The 16244-nt window shown below is 53.0% G+C and carries 8 protein-coding genes; 1 reads left to right on the forward strand and 7 read right to left on the reverse strand.

The genetic code is table 11. The annotated features are described in order from the left end of the window. Positions 1-10: 10 nt before the first annotated feature. Both lepB and DFP98_RS35670 read right to left on the reverse strand, forming a co-directional pair. Positions 11-556 (reverse strand): signal peptidase I, encoded by a 546-nt coding sequence (lepB, locus tag DFP98_RS35665; protein WP_116065410.1) that lies wholly within the window; start codon positions 554-556, stop codon positions 11-13. Positions 557-786: 230 nt separating this feature from the next. After that, a complete protein-coding gene (locus tag DFP98_RS35670) occupies positions 787-4254 on the reverse strand; it encodes a copper amine oxidase N-terminal domain-containing protein (protein WP_181918148.1) in 3468 nt (1155 codons plus the stop codon). A gap of 355 nt (positions 4255-4609) precedes the next feature. Here DFP98_RS35670 and DFP98_RS35675 point away from each other — a divergent pair, with 355 nt between their 5' ends. Beyond that, a complete protein-coding gene (locus tag DFP98_RS35675) occupies positions 4610-5860 on the forward strand; it encodes an EAL domain-containing protein (RefSeq protein WP_116065412.1) in 1251 nt (416 codons plus the stop codon). Between the two features lie 435 nt (positions 5861-6295). On the opposite strand, the gene DFP98_RS35680 is transcribed toward DFP98_RS35675, so the two are convergent. From DFP98_RS35680 to DFP98_RS35700, 5 genes are all read right to left on the reverse strand, one after another. After that, a complete protein-coding gene (locus tag DFP98_RS35680; RefSeq protein ID WP_220377220.1) occupies positions 6296-7363 on the reverse strand; it encodes an SGNH/GDSL hydrolase family protein in 1068 nt (355 codons plus the stop codon). Beyond that, the gene (locus DFP98_RS35685; protein WP_116065414.1) at positions 7347-11957 is read right to left on the reverse strand and encodes an Ig-like domain-containing protein; all 4611 of its coding nucleotides are present in this window, start codon (positions 11955-11957) and stop codon (positions 7347-7349) included. Before DFP98_RS35685 ends, DFP98_RS35680 begins: the two co-directional genes overlap by 17 nt. A gap of 33 nt (positions 11958-11990) precedes the next feature. Next, positions 11991-14417 carry an alpha-L-rhamnosidase-related protein gene (locus DFP98_RS35690; RefSeq protein ID WP_116065415.1) on the reverse strand — a complete coding sequence of 809 codons (2427 nt, stop codon included), beginning with the start codon at positions 14415-14417 and terminating at the stop codon, positions 11991-11993. A gap of 71 nt (positions 14418-14488) precedes the next feature. Next, positions 14489-15322: a carbohydrate ABC transporter permease gene (locus tag DFP98_RS35695; protein ID WP_116065416.1), complete on the reverse strand. Its 834-nt coding sequence runs from the start codon at positions 15320-15322 to the stop codon at positions 14489-14491. Positions 15323-15341: 19 nt separating this feature from the next. Further along, entirely contained in the window at positions 15342-16220 is an 879-nt protein-coding gene (locus DFP98_RS35700) for a carbohydrate ABC transporter permease (RefSeq protein WP_181918150.1), read from the reverse strand. Positions 16221-16244 lie beyond the last annotated feature (24 nt).

The following is a 16244-nucleotide window of genomic DNA, read 5'->3' on the forward strand; positions in this document are numbered from 1 at the left end:
ATTGTGTCATTCACAGTTTCTTGCCCAATACATGGTTCAAAGGAACCGCTCCGATCGATCGGCTGTCGTCGCTATGATTGCGGTTGTCGCCCATCACAAACACATGTCCAGCCGGAATCTCCCACTTACCTTGAGAATATGCGTTCATCGTTTCTTTAATATACGGCTCGTCGAGCTTTTCGCCATTGCGATATAGCTCTCCGCCGTTGATCTCCAGCACGTCTCCCGGCTTGCCAACTACTCTCTTCACAAAGTAAATACGATCTTCGTCCCTAGTCAGCAATTGTATCAGCGGATTCTCCATTACGTCGTCCATAAAGCTGCGATCTCGGCTAATCCGGCTGTCAATAATGACGATATCTCCATACTCGGGCATGTAAGAAAAAGTGTGAGACAGCTTGGATACGAATAACCGTTGATTATCGCGCAGCGTCGGGTCCATAGAGTGTCCGTCCACTCGATAGGGTTGAAGAAAAAAGATGCCGATTAGCAGCGACAAAACATAGGCAATCGCCAGCGAGCCTATCCAACTACGTACTCTCCTGAACAACTTCACGCGGACACTCCTTTTTTTACTTTTTCTACTATTCTAGCACGATCGCCAATCGAAATCACATTTTCGCCGGTGTAAAAAGAAGAGCAGGCGCCCAGCCTGCGCCGATCCGCTATCTTCGTGCGGGTCGGGTTGGGGGCGCCTGCTTCTTGTTTAGCTTATAGGAACGCTAGTTTTCCCAGACGTTAAGGCGTTACCGGCGGCGTCTGTTCTCCTTGAGACGTCACAGGCGCTTAAGGTGCCGGAGTCGATCCAGCCTGTGTGAGATTGACAGTTGCGGTTGATGCTGAAAGTTTGTGTACGTTAGCGTTGGCTTGATCTGCCACAGACAGTACGTAGACGGTATAAGTCACTCCGCTTATTAATGAAGCACCATCCGTACTCTTACTCCCAAGATTAAATATTGCTTGCCCCTGAGTTTGTCCTGGGACTTTTTCAACCGCCGTATAGACCAGGGAATTATTAGTATAACCGGTCATCGCATCGTTCTCAGTAAAGAGAGTAGACGACTCCCTTACCAAAAATACAGCATACCGAGAGACACCAACCTCACTTGTCGGGACTGTGTACTTCACCGTAACATTCCCGTTACCGTCATGCTCAGCAAGGACATTCGTCACTGTAGGCGCAGGAGTCGATGCTGCTGCAAGCGTCAACGAATTAGATACTGGAGACAATGCATTCGCTCCACTGTTAGCCACCGATAGCACAAATGCGCTATAACTAACACCATTCTTGATTTGCTCACCGTTCACATCGACTGCGTTGGAGGCAAGTCTGAACGAATATTGAGAACTTCCACTTTTAGTTACAACCGTGTAAAGTCCCTGAGTCGTTGTCGCATTAGCTGTAGACAATGGGAAATTGGACGCATAAGCAGTCTTGACGATAAAAACACGATAATGATTCAGATTTGTCTCATCTGACGCTTTGGAGAATGTAACTTGCATGTCTGCTCCACTGCCCGTAGTGCTCGTATCGCCGACATCTTCAATTTTCACTTCAGATGCTGCTGGTACGACGTTATTGGTCAAAGTCACTGCCGGAGAAGCAACGGACAGAGCATTCACACCGTTAGAAACACCGATACCGACCGACAGGACAAAAATTCGGTAAGGCACACCTGTTTTGATAAGTTGACCGTTAGTATCCACTGCGCCACTAGCTAAAGTTAGGCTCGTCGCGGCGCCAGGATTGACCACCGTGTATCCCGTGGTCGAGTTCGCTTTGCTCAAGTTGAACTGACTAGCCCAGCCCTCGGGTACAACGAAAATTCTGTATTGCCCGATGTTCGTTTCTACCGAAGCTTTCGTGAACGATACTTGCAGATCTTGACCGTTGCCGTAGTCGGCAACATCAGTTCCCACGACGTTCGTAACAGCTGTCACTGTACCCTTGTTCTCCAGCAGAATCGTGGCCGAAGCAGCGGATAGCGCGTTGCCATAAGCATTCGTTGTACCTACCGACAGAATAAACACCTTGTACTTGATTCCGTTCTGGATCAGCGCGCCGTCGATGTCGCGCGAATCGGCATTCAACTCTTGGCTAATATTCGCGTTTTTCTTGTAGATGACTGTATAGTGCGATACGGCATTAGCCCAATTCAAATCAAAAGAAGGCGCCGCATTTTCCTTCACGACATAAGCCCGATAGTGAGCGATGTTATTCTCATTCGCAGCTTTCGTAAACGATACACGCAAATCCTGACCGTTGTTGTAATCGGCGACATCGCTAACAGCGACGTTCGTTACTGCCGTGACATTATTGTTGTTAAGGATGATTGAAGCGGATGAAGATGACAATGCATTGCTGCCGCTTGTAGTGCCTACCGACATCACGAATACCCGATAGGCGACTCCATTCTGAATGGTCGCCCCGTCCACGTCGCGCGCGCCCGCTGCCAACGCCTGAACGATGTTCGAGTTCTTTTTAGCGATCGTCGTATAGTTGCTTGAATTCGTGACTGCATTTGCAGTAGCCAAGCCGAAGCTGCCGGCGTTCCACTCCTTGACGACGAAAACGCGATAATTCTGAATCAACGATTCGTTGGCAACTTTTGTGAACGATACTTGCAGGTCGCGGCCGTTGTTATAATCTGCAATATCGCTGACCGAGAGATTGGTTACCGCCTGGACTCCAGAATACTTGAGCGTAATACTTGCGGAAGCCACCGAGAGCGCATTAGCATAATTGCTGTTGTTAGACACGCCCATGACGAACACACGATAAGCGACGCCGTTCGTCAACCTGTTGCCCTTCGTATCTCTCATATTTGAAGTAAGAGTAATGTTGTAGTTGCTGCCCGTTCTGTATTGATCGTAATAATTGCCGGAAGCCACGCGATTCGCTTCCGTCAGGTTAAAGCTGGAGTAGTCGGCCTCTCTTACGACGAAAATACGGTACGAGCCGATTCTGGATTCGTCGTTAGGCTTGTTGAATATCACTTGCAGGTCGCGGCCGTCCCCATTGTCGTCCACATCCGCCACTCCCGTAATGACCGGAGTCTGAGCGGAAGTTCCGAGCGTCGTCGATGCCGAACCGGTTGATAGCGAGTGCGACCAGTTAGCCGTATTCGAGCTGACTGCCATAACAAAAGCCGTATACGCGACTCCATTACGGATTGAATCGCCGGAAGTGTCCCGAGCGCTCGAATTCAGCGTTACGTTAATCGCGCCCGACCCCGACGTTTTGGCAACAGTCGTATAGTACGAGCTGGACATACCGTTCGCTTGAGACAGGTTAAAGCTGGAGGCATTGGACGTTTTAACGATCATCACTCTGTAGCCCGTAATGTTGCTTTCGTTAGAGGCTTTAGAGAACGAAACCCGCAGATCGCGGCCGTCGGCATAATCGCTGATATCCTCGATCTTAACGTTCGTCGCTTGACCGACGGCAGGATTCGATTTCAACGTAATCGAGATCGAAGAGTCGGAGAGAGCATTCGAATCCGTCCCTAACGTCAGGACAAATACTTTGTAAGCTTGATTCGCGCGAAGCAGCGCTCCGTCAACGTCCTTGCTCTGAGCAGTTAGCGTTACGCGCTGATAAGAGCCGGACTTGGATACGGATGTATAATTAGCCGCACCGACGGACAGAGCCTTGGCCAGATTAAAGGAAGAGACGTTCTCCGCCTTCACGACCAGAATCCGATAGCCATTGACATTCGCTTGGTCGGACGGCGTCGAGAAGCTGACCTGCAAATCGCGGCCGTCGCCGTTTTGGGAAACTTCCGTTACTCCAAGCTGCGTAACTTTGCCAACTTGCTGGATTGCCTTAGTCGTAATGATGACGCTTTGCGACAGTTTATCCCAGCGTACGTCGTCGCCCAGCGCTTCGCTGACGAAACGCACCGGAACCATCGTGCTTCCTTGCAGCACGCGAGCCGGAGAATCCAGCGTTACCGTCTGATCGTTGATCGTGGCCGTTCTGGCGCCGATCGTCAGCACGATCGTCGTATCCCGCTTCTTGGCCGTAACCGTCTTGGCCTTCTGGTTCCAGATCACCTGCGCGTTCAGCGCCTCGAAAATACTGCGCAGCGGCACCATCGTATATCCGCCGATCAGTAATGGAGGTTGGGTCGTTTGAAGAACTTGGCCGTCGATGAAAACACGGATTGGAGTGGCGGCTTTGGCTTGTTGCGGTTGATTAAAGAATGAAAATACGATAGCGAAAGCGGCTAACAAGGAAAGAAATTTGCGCACTTGACTCATCCTCTCTGAGTAAATAATTAAGCTTCGTGTGTCTGCAAGCGGCTTATTCCAACATTCGGCGTACGGAGAGTTCTCGGCTCCGCGCCGAATGTCTCCGATCTAACGCTTCCCCGTCCACAAGACGGCACAAGCCGTTTTTATACTGATGATCCTGCTACTTTAACGCAATTACGGCAGCGAAAGTTTCAGCAAATCTTCAGCAAACATATAGACGTTGAAAGATATGGAAAGTTACTCTTTTCCCCGTCTCTCAAGAAAAAATATTGTAGAATGACATAAACCTCTATACAATTCTCTATATATCGCATGTTACATTTCCTAACATACCCAACAAAGAAGGGCCGTTATGAGCGAAATAACAGACAACCGTAAATGGTCCACAATCTACCCGCAAGGCCAACTGCTGACTTATTACCAGCCGATCGTCGCATTGGAGTCGCGTGCAATTGTCGGCTATGAAGCGCTGGGCAGAGAGCGGGTCGATGGCGAGGTACACAGCTTGGGCTCCTTCTTCGCAAACCTCGAAGTTCCCGTCCAAGAACACCTGCAGATTGATCGCCAGCTTCGCGAGCAAGCGATCGCCAAATTAAGCGGACTGGCCATCCCTCCAATGCTGTTTATCAACCTTAAGCCCTCGTGGATTTACCAATCGTACAAGCAAGCAGGGGAACTGCACACGTTGCGGCTTCTGGAGCAATACAGGGTAGATCCTCGCAACGTCTGTATAGAGATTACGGAGGATGAATTCGGAGATTCCATGGGCGAGCTTACCCGAATCGTAAAACTCTATCGGACGGAGGGCTGTCAGATAGCCATCGATGACATAGGGAGAGGCTTCAGCAATTTCGACCGTATCGCCCGCATACGTCCGAATTTTCTCAAAGTCGATGTTCATCTCCTGAAAAACAGCGCTGCTCACGACGGCTACTTGGGCGTTCTTCGCTCGTTCTCCCATCTTGCGGAACAGGTCGGAGCCTCCCTGCTGCTCGAAGGCGTGGAAACCGCACAAGATCTCAGAAGGGCGATTCGGGCAGGAGCGCGTTACGTGCAAGGCTATCTATTTTCTCCGGCTCAGGCGGACTTTCAAGATAAGCACGCTTTTACACCGCTAGTCGAGACAGAATTAAGTGCGAACCGGCAAATCCTCGGCAAAACTTTACGACTTTGGGAGGAGGTGGGCCAGCGGCTCGCCGGTAAAGTTCGCGAATCCGGCATACGCGAGCTGCTGGAAGCTCGTTCCTCCAACAATGCCGACACGACGGCGGAAGCGGAATTCGCCGACCAAGCTATTCGTCGACTGTTGCCCGAACTGGAGGCTTGTTGCATACGTGTTTATTTGTGCCGAACTTCGGGCATTCAGTTGTCCGCCAATCATTCGCGCAGCGAGCCCGAAGGCTGGAAAATAAATCTCGATTACCGGTTTGCGGATTGGAGCTGGAGACCTTATTTCCTCACGCATCTGTCTCATGGAACGACGGAAACGAAAATATCGGATATGTATGCCGATCTGGACTCGCGAGCTTGGATCAGAACAGTCTCGATTCCGATCACTTCGGAGTTAGTTTTGTTAACCGATGTTATCGACTCGTTCGAGTAGCGGCGCTCAGTCCCATCGTCTGACCGACAATTGTCGCTTACTTCAGAACTCCGGGAGAAGCGGAGCAAGCCGTCGACAGGATGCAGGCGCTGCTGTTTACAAATTATTCCATCAAACGTAACGGCGGCGGCTATCCCGATGGACGGTTCACCTAAAGAAGAATAATAAAACCTGTCAAAAGAGGCAATGGCGATGCTCAGGATGTTACTCCTGGCATCGCCATTTCTTGTTTTTTGTCCATTGCCGCTTTCTTGAGCAGATTATGATTACCTCAAGGCTTACTTTTTGCAGGCCTCGAAGCAGAAAACGACGGAATCCCCGTTGTTTTTAAATGCGGCTTGAGACAACGCGTGTCTGTCAGGCGTTGATGCAGGCTGTAGCCGATGATAAATTGGTTTTTTTTCGTGAGCATTTTGGGACAGCCTCTCCTGCGATTCAAGCGTTCCAAATCGCGGTTATGGCCTGTGCGTATAAGCGGGAAAGAAAATCGTTCGGATGATTAATATGATTCCCCGTCATATCCGCATAACGTTTGTGCCGCAATAGGTGGGCATGCAAGGACGTGACATCCACGAACGCTCGACCGGGCCCCGACAATTGCTGAAGCACGGCGACGTATGCAGCCTGATTACCGGCAAAGAAAGTTGCAGGATTGGCTAGCATGGGGGAGACCAAAACAAACTCGGCATCTTTCTTCTTGGCACGGATCGTATCCATGATCGATTCGATGTTCGCTTTGAAGTCCGCAGCAGACCGCCCATGCGTACCGTCATTCATACCAAAGGCGATAATCGTCAGATCGGGGCGAAGCTCCGCTACGTCTCCCGCGTTAGCCCGACCCCAATCCGACTGCATGCCCCCTTTAGCCATGTTCGTCAGATGAACCTCGGCCGGATACTTGCCGTTCAAATCCTGCGCGACCAATTGCGGCCAAGCCGGCATGTATGGCGGCGCGCCTACCGCGCCGCTCGCGTTCGCCCCTTCGGTGATGCTATCTCCGTAGACGGCGAGCTTAAACTTCTCCCCACTAGCTAGCTTTCTAGCCGTATGGGGGAGAAGACGGGATTGATTCGCAGGAACGGGACCTTGCCACCCTGTCCTCGAGTGCATATAGGTTACTGCGATCTGGCGATCATGAAAGTAGCTTCCTTCATGAAACAAGACATAGCCGCCTTCTCTCCCGGGCATCGACTCTCCCGGCGCCTCTTCCTCCATAATAAGCTCGCGTCGAGAAACGACCGGAACGCCGGATCCATGAGGAAAAATCAGCCTGCCATCCTTTAACGCATAGTCCCTCCCTTCCTCGTACTGCACATCCATCCGGGAATGATGCACGGTTACGATGTTCTCCGGTTCGAACAATAACGGAACATACGGTTCAGACCCCTCATTGTCGGATATGACCATACATGATTCGTACCACATCGTATCCCCGTGCCATAGCGGTTCCAACCACCGCTCTGTCCGGCGTTTTTCATCAACTCCATCATGGATCAAGCCCAAACGAACATTCCCCCCTTCCCTTGCCCTGAGATTGATTATGTCCGCAAGCACCGGCGGAGCCTCTGACGTAATTAAGAACCGGCAAGGCCCTTTCAGCGCTCCGCTCCCCGATACGGTTAGCGCCCGTAACCAAATACCGCCAAGCCCCCTCCCCCTCGAAATGGAGCTTGATCGCGAACGCCGTCTCCGCGCTGCCCAGCTGCCGTTCTCCCACGAACGTATCTTCATCGTCTAGCCAGCCGTTTCCGTTACGGTCAAGCCAGATTTGCACCCGCGATCCTGCGGCGGAAGTTCCGGTAATGGTAAAATTCCTACTGTTCGTTTGCACTTCCTGCTGCGGCTGATTGATTATCGGAACGGGCATGACGGGCTCTCTTAATCGCAAGCCGACATAGCGATAAGGTGTATTCGCTTCCTTTAAGGCGAATTGAGACAATCTCTCCAGGGCAGTCCATCGATAGGGATCAGCCGCTTGTCCCATTGTCAGCCCATTCGGCCTGACTTCGACGATCATCTCTGCGCGAACCGAGCCCATATTCGCGCGAACGATCGCGACACCAGGCTTCAGGCCGGTTGCCCGTCCGTTCTCGACGGCTACAACATCCGGCTGATCCGATTGCCAAACGACCGGTAGCGATGGAGCTTGGAAAACGCCGCTATCCGTAAGCTCCGTTACGGCCAAACCCGTCTCGTCGCCAATGCCAAGCTTGGAATACGGCTGAGTCGCGAGCAGCCCGACCGCTTCGGATTGCGCAGGCTGCTTCACGCGGAAGCCTAACTCTACCAACCCAACCTCCAGCGCGATTCCGTCCGCTTTCAGCATGAAGATGTCCGTGTTCTCCAACGTCTGGCCCCGGAACTTCGATACATCGATATCGAAGGTGCCAAGCCGCCCGTCGTACGTCACGGGATAGGAGTTGTAGAACGGCTGTTTCGCATCCCACGAGCGCATGTAGAAGATTGCCTCGCGTCCTTCATATTCAGGATTGTGCAAGAAGCCGAATTTGCCGGTCAAATGCACTTCCTGCTCATCGGGAACCTGCATGGCGATTCTTCCGTTGATTCCCGTTCCCGATGCGCTGCCGGCAAACAAGATCGGATTCGTATACGTTTGCCCATCCTCCATCGTAACGGACGCCGGTCTGGACGCTCCGCCGTAAGCCGTAGAAGAACCGAACGGGAACGCCGCGTAAGTCGGCTCGACCGTCCAAGTCCCTTCATCCGCGTACACGGACAATAAATCCGTATACGTAAAATCGTCTCCGATGACGTGAACGTAGCTTCTGGCTACGAATTCATTCGTAACCAAGGTGATTTCCGCCGTTCCCTTGGCTAAGGCCGTGACTTCGCCTTGCGGCGATACGGCAACCAGATCGGGACGGCTGCTGTGGAAGGCAGCGCCCGTTGTTGATGTCCACGCTTCTTTGCTGCCGTCGCTATAGATCATCTGAACAGCTAGCGCTTCCGTCGAACCCGCTTGCAGTGTCTTATTCTTCTCGGCGAACGCCAGGCTCTGAAGCTTCTTCTGCGGCGCTTCGTCCTCATAGACCAGCTTAAGCTCCGTCAGATCGACTTTACCGTAAGTAATCGCCGTAACGGATTTATTCCTTACGTTCACGTCTATTCTGATCTTCTGTCCCGCGAACGCGGACAGATCCGCTTCCATCGTCGTTCCCGCTCCCGTAACGGACAGATCCTTCTGGAGCACGAACAGGCTTCCGGCGCCGCCTTCCTTGTACCCTTCGAGGATCAGGGAATTGTACGTCCCTTCCGGCGTTCCTTGCGGATAGCGGAACGTCGCCACGGCTTTGACGCCGTTCTTGTTCGGGATCTGCAGCGAATCCAACGACCCGCTAACCTGCTCGCCTGACTGCAGCGGCTCGTAACGATAGACGCCGGAATAGGTTTGGCCGTTCTCGGATACGACATTCGCCATCGCTTTCGCCGTTCCGTAACCGTTGCCGGCCCCGAAAGTAAACGGATGCCAGCCGTTCGTCATCGACCACGTGCTCCAAGTCGCATTCTCCAGCAGCAGAAGGAGCGATTGTTCGGAAGGCTGCTTCACTTTGATAACAAGCGAGCCGCTAATTCCCCCTAAAGTAGCCGTAATGACGGTTTGTCCTTGGGCATGGACGGACAATTGACCCGATGTCGTTATCGACGCTACGCTCTCGTCGCTGCTCGTCCAAGTCGGCGCTCCCGCCATTTCGTCCCGATAGAAGTAGTAGCCGTCGGGCGTTATTCCCGTAACGTCGAGACTCAGCAGCGAGCCGGCTATTACCTCCAACGTTCGCGGCTGGTTCGCCTCCAATTGCTGATGCTCCAGCGTCTCGCCGGACACGCGAACAACAAGCTTCGCAAGCGTCGTAGCATATGCGTGATCTCCTTTTAGATGAAGATCGCTTTTCTTGCCGTTATAAAAGACCAATGTTTGCGGACCTGCCGTCGTAACCGACAGCTTCCCGTCCGGATCGGGGTGCACCGTCCGGTCGTTCATGATATCGTACTTCGGCTTGGCATCCGCGAAATAGATCGTATCGGTTCCAGCCGCAGGATGCGTCACGGCTGTGAACGATTCGTTCGCGTTCACCTGAAGACCCGTTCGGGAGTATAGGTGAACACCCGCTGCGTCGGCCAGGTTGCGGTACAACTGCACCGAGGAAATGGAAGGCGAACCGATCCATACCTCCATTCCGCCCCCGCTATTTGTTCGATAAGCGGCGGTAACCTGCGCATCAGTTCGGCCTAGCACTCGAACGCCGCTCGAATCCTCGGCCGAGAACATCGGGATTTGCGTAACGGAGCCGCCCAATTCCTCGCCCTGGGCGATACCGGCAAGCAAGGGCTCGGCAGGGTCCCCTATGGCCTCAATTCGGTACGAACGGGGAGCCGACTCCTCCGTCGCGAATCCCGTCACTTCCTCGATCTGATCGGCGGAACGGCGGTCTGGGCCTAACGTGTTTCTTTTCCAATATCCCGAAGCGTACAGCCACACAATCGTTTTTCCCGACCTGTCCCATTGATTCAAGGCGATCCTCTGATTGCCGTCCAGCGCATAAGCGTTGGCGAACAGATACAGCTTGTACGAATCCGCCTTGCCCGCCAACACATCGGACAGCAGAACGATATCGTAAGGGGCCCCTGCCTTAGACAACTCCTCACGTATGAGCCTTAATCTCTCGTTCACGGACGAATCGGAGACGGATTGAACCATCTGCGAGAACTCGTCCACGACCAATGCGATCTCCGCCCCCGATTTGCGAGGAAGGTTCACGGAGGCATCGGCCAATTGCTTCATCTTGCGGATTTCATTCGCCATGCGGGCATTGTTGAAGCCACCGTATCCCGCATCGTCGTACCAATGGATACCGTAGGATTTCGTCAGAGCAAAAGCGAAGTTACGCCAAAGCAGGGCAACGGAGCCGTCGACGCCGTCGGACAGCGGAGGAGCCCCATGCGTGTCCGTCCCGATATGCGTGGCGTAATCGTCCTCCCCAACGTAGAGCTTGCCATGCAGCCTGGCCGAATCCATCGCACCGTGAACGCTCGTGAATCCGTCCGCGAGGCTGCGATGTGTATAATCGAGCGGAGAATAGAGCAGATCGATGTCCGGGCTGTTCAGCAACGTTTCCAAGTCCAGTTCTCCGGAGAGCGGGCCGTATTGTCCGAATGCCAGCGTATAGCCGCTATATACGGCCATGAGCTTGTCCCGTGCCGTTTCCTCCTTGACGACGCCGGACAGCTCGGCGACGAACTTCGACAATTGACCGTTTTGATACTGCACATAATCGATTACGCTGCGGTTCGTCGCGGGATTCAGGAAGGGATCGCCGCTTGCCTTGGACGGAATGGAAGCGGATTCAAACGTAACTGCGGAATCGCCCCAAGCCTGTCTGAGCTTGCCGATATCCGACTGATAAGCGATCTTCAGCCATTCGCGGAACGACGCCGTATTTCCGAGACTCCGATCAAAATCGCGATTCGCCCACGTATCGACGTTGAACCATTCGCCGGTGCTTCCTCCGCTAAGCATGTAACCGAGTATCCGATCTTTCATCGGACTGGCTTCATAACGGCGAATCTGCTCGCGCAGGAACAGCTCGGCCCGATTCCGCCACTCCTTGGACCCGTAAGAATTCGCTCCCCAAGAAGCGCCCGTATCCACATTCGTCTCGGCGGTATTTTCCCGGTCGAAGCCGAAGGAAAAATCCGTTCCCAGCCACAGGATCGGGAGGAAATACGCATTGGGGTCCTCCGCCGCGATTCGCTCCATCTCGGGCAGCCACACTTCCAGCGTAGGGAAGCCCGTTGTATGCCTAGGTTGATAGATACGTATGCCCGCATAAGAAGCCGTCTGCGTCATATTCGGATACCAGTCCCATTGGAACCAGCCCACGAGAGGCTGGGGGTTGCCGTTTACGTGAAGCGTAGGATTCCCGTTCAGCGTTTCGACCGTCGCGGTCTTGACAGGCTGGAAGCGCATGGGGTGTCCCCCCGCGCCTCCTTTCGCGTGCGCCTGATTGGAGCCCGGAAGAGCTACGGAGCTTGCAACCCATAAGGAAAAGCAAATTACGAACGCGATTATCCGTTTCATTTTCCATTCCTCCTCAAGTTGATGTTGCTTGCGTCATCCGACCGGCGTCCCGGATAAATGCATATCGATCGCGATCTCGAAAGGGTTCGCCTCCGATACCGTCAGCGTTTGGCCGTTCGGCAGCTCTACGGTTACCGGAACATCCTTAGGCCCCCGCACAAGCAAGCGGAATCGGCCTTCGCCGTCCAATTCCCATTTGACGTACACCGGCCCGGCCGCGGTCGCCACCGTGCCCTCCGCCCACGACAGATGACCTAGCCGAGGCGACACTCTAATGCGTTTGAATCCCGGCTCGTCCGGTTTGACGCCCAATATCTCCGCTGGAAACTCGTAGAGGGGAGTCGCTCCCCAGCCATGGCAGTCGCTTCTCTGGGAGACGGGATCCTCGACCCAAGTCGTCAGGTTCAGATCCGCCAGACGTCTCCAAATGTCCCATAAAGCAAACGATTGCTCGTACAACCCCGTCTCCGACAACGCTCGGAATAGGAAGAACGCCATTGCGTACGAGACGAAGGGCAACGACTTATCCTGCATCGTCGCTTCCATGAGCTCGCGCGCTTCCGCTCCGCGCACTGTACCGGACAATACCGACCAGATTTGGGCGTGCTGTGAATATTCCTCCGAATCAGGCCCGTCTTTGAACATCCGTTTATTCTCCGACCAGCAATGCAAGCGGATTGCGGCGTTGACGCTATTCGACCTTTGTCTATATTCTTCCGCCGTAGCCGTTCTGCCCGCATAGGAGTTCAGTTCCGCGGCTGCCTGCAAAGCCGCCGAGTATAACATGCTGATGACAGTAATCGGCCCCTTCCGACCAGCGGTGGGTACACCTGCGGTGTCTCGCCATTGCTCGACCCAATCAACGAAGGACCAATACTGCGGGGGCATGCGACCGACGATCCTCCGTTCATCCAGATGCCGTTCGAACCATCCTAGCACCGCGTCCATCGTAGGCAAATACTGACGCACCAGCTCCAGATCGGCAAAATAACGGTAATGGTCGTGAACCATCATGATCCAATAAGCTGCAAACCCAGGAATCACCTGCGGATAAAGCGAGGGATATCGGCTTTGCAGCATGCCGTTCGGAAGCAAGGAGCTGTGAAAATCGAACATTGCTTTGCGGGCAAGACGATCGTCTGCGCTTAAATGATAGGTAAACAAGACTTGAAGTCTCGTATCCATCGCATACTGCATCTGTTCGTAAAAAGGGCAATCCTCGTACGTCTCGTGCATGCAGCGTTTTAACGTATTGATGCTGATATCCCACAATCGGCGGAACGACTCGTCCGAGCTGCGGAAATCCGCCTTGATCTCTAGCGGATAACCGGTCTCGCGATATAAGAATCGTTCAATGACGATCGGCTCCTCGCCCGCCTCGACCTGAAGCCGCACGAACCGGAACGTCCGAAACCAGAAGGGCTCGTAAATCTCGCAACGATTCTTCGCGAGTTCCCCATATCCGGCGACGACGTAAATATCCTCCTCTCCGAGCAAAATGCCCTTCGAAGCGTCGTCCCGCACCCCTTTATTGCGGCGTATCGTGGATTCCGAGGCATCCTCGTAGCATTCCGCGCACAGGATGCGGATTCGGCTTCCCCTTCCGCCGGTTAAGGCCAAGCGCAAATAACCCGTCGTTAGCTCGTTCGCATCCAATTCGATCGTGAATCGTTCGCCCGCCGCCACTTGGAAGCTTTGCTGCCTGTCTTCTTTCTCCAAGAGATAGAAGACAGGCACCGATTCTTGGGCGCCCTCCATTTTCGCTATTGAGCGGAAACCGCGTTCTTCTTCAAACAAGGAAGGAATGGGACGCGGAGTTAGCGGCCATGGCGTAAGCTGTCCGTACGTATCGTCATAAGCTGCGGCGATTTCCATCGCATTGTGCCAATGTCGATCGTCATATCGCGTTTCTTCCCAACCGTGCGGCAACGCCGCCCCATCCACTCGCTCGACGCCGCCGACATACAGCGTTTCCAACTCGCCGGGATGGAACGACAGCGCTCGGTCCTCTAGATAAAGCCACTCCGCTCCGCTGTCGAGCGACATGATAACGCAACCATTATGATCAACGAGATCCCCCTCCAAGAAAAAAGCCCCCGTATTGGAACGCCAAATGGATGCAGGTCCGCCTACGCCCAACGCGAAGGGCTCCGAAACGGAGAAATGCAGCACCTTGGCCGCGAGCGCATTCATTCCCGGCCGCAAGCGATCGGTCAGGTCGACCGTCTCGTAATGATGGGTGTTGCGGTCCCCTTTGCATGGCCCGACCGACACCGATTCGCCGTTCAGATACAAGCGGTAACGGCTGTCGGCGGATACCTGCACGACCAGCCTGGCACCGTCCGCGGGAACCGCGAAGCTTCTGCGAAAATAGACGAGCTCGTGGTTCCCCTCCGTCGATGCGAAATCCGTTCTTTTCTTCCATATCCATTTGGCCTTCCATGCCTTATACTGCTCCATTTTAACCTCCTGCGCTTAACTAACGACTACTGGATGATCAACTAAGTATGAAATTCTTGTTCCGTCGATGGCTATAACTTAACGGCGCCGCTGGTCATGCCCGTAATGAATTGCCGGGAAGCTACGATGAAAAATAGCAGCAACGGCAGACTGGTAATGATATATCCGGCAAACAGCGGGCCGACTTGCTCGTTGTATTGCGAAGTAAATGTTAAGAGACCAACCGCCACGGTCTTCTTGGCATCGTCGGTCAATACGATGGAAGGCAAAATAATATCATTCCAAGTATTGAGAATGTTCAAAATCACGAGCGTCGTAATGATCGGACGGCTAAGCGGAACTGCGATTCTCATAAACGATTGAAAGAGGGATGCCCCGTCGATATACGCAGCCTCGAACAGCTCTCCCGGAAGCTTCTCCATGAAACCTCGCATTAAGAAGATACCGAACGGAACGCCACCCGCGATATAAGGACCGATTAGCCCCCAACTGGAATCGATCAACCGCAGGTCTCGGATCAGGATGAACAGCGGAATTAAAGACAGAATACCGGGAATCATCATTAGTGAAATGATAATATAGAAGATCGTCTCCCTAAGCGGAAACTTAAAGCGTGCAAGAACGAATCCGCTGATCGATGACAAGATCACGATGCCTAACGTCGCCGCTGCGGTAACGATCACCGTATTCAGCATAAAGGGGCGAACCGTTTCCCAGGCGAGCGTGTAATTTTCAAAGTGAAAAGGAAGAGTGATTCCCCATGGATTATGGGTATCCTGATTGAAGTTTTTGAAGCTCTTGAATATCATCGAGATAAACGGGTACACCGTCAGCAATAGTAAAATCCATAATACAAGATACAAGCCAAGTTGACCTGCCGGGAACCGCCTGGATAATCCCTTCATAAATATCGTTCCTCCGAATCTATTGATCCGCTTTGATAAATTTCATGTTAATAAACGTGATAGCAAGAATAACGATAAAAATAACGAAACCGATCATCGATGCGTACCCGAAATTGCTGTAAGAGAAAGCCTGTTCGTACATGAGCCAGCCCGGCACTGCCGTTGCCGAACCCGGACCGCCTTTCGTCAATACGAGCTGAACGCCAAAGCCTTGCAAGCCTCCGATGATGCCCAACACGATCATCAGCTTGATCTGGCCGGTTACGAGGGGCAAATCGATTCGCAAGAAACGACTGACTCCGACCGCTCCTTCTACCTTCGCAGCCTCGATGACCTCTTGGGAGATGCTTTGAAATCCCGCTAAGTAAATGAGAAATCCCAGTCCCGCTACCCATGGAAAACCGATTAGCACGATGGAGGAGAGTGCCATAGCGGGATCTCCCAGCCATCCGTATTCATGAGGCAGGCCTAGAGAAGCGAGCACTGTGTTGAACAAGCCGGTCAACGGATCCATTAAGCTTTTCCACAGCAGTAACACGACGACTCCGGGAACTACCATCGGCAAGATAAACATATAACGGAAAAATGCGGACATGCCGCTATTTTTCAAATTGAATACGAACGCCGCCCCGAGCAGACTCATCGCATTGCCGGTGATCAAACCTGCGATCAGCAGGAAAAGCATATTCCAGACCGAATCTATCAAGAAGGAATCTTCCAGCATATACTTGAAATTCTGTAACCCGATCCATTCGGCCGTCGCTCCATTCCAGTTCGTAAAAGCATGGTAGAGCGCGGACAACGGAGGGTAAAATCCGAAGATAAGCAGAATCGCCAGCGTCGGTAATAGAAATAAATAATAGAGCCTCGCCTGGTATAACCGCTTAATGTACCCCATACGATCTTCTCCTGTCCAAAGACG

The organism is Cohnella phaseoli, from assembly GCF_003386235.1.
In the GTDB taxonomy this organism is placed as follows: Bacteria; Bacillota; Bacilli; order Paenibacillales; family Paenibacillaceae; genus Cohnella; species Cohnella phaseoli.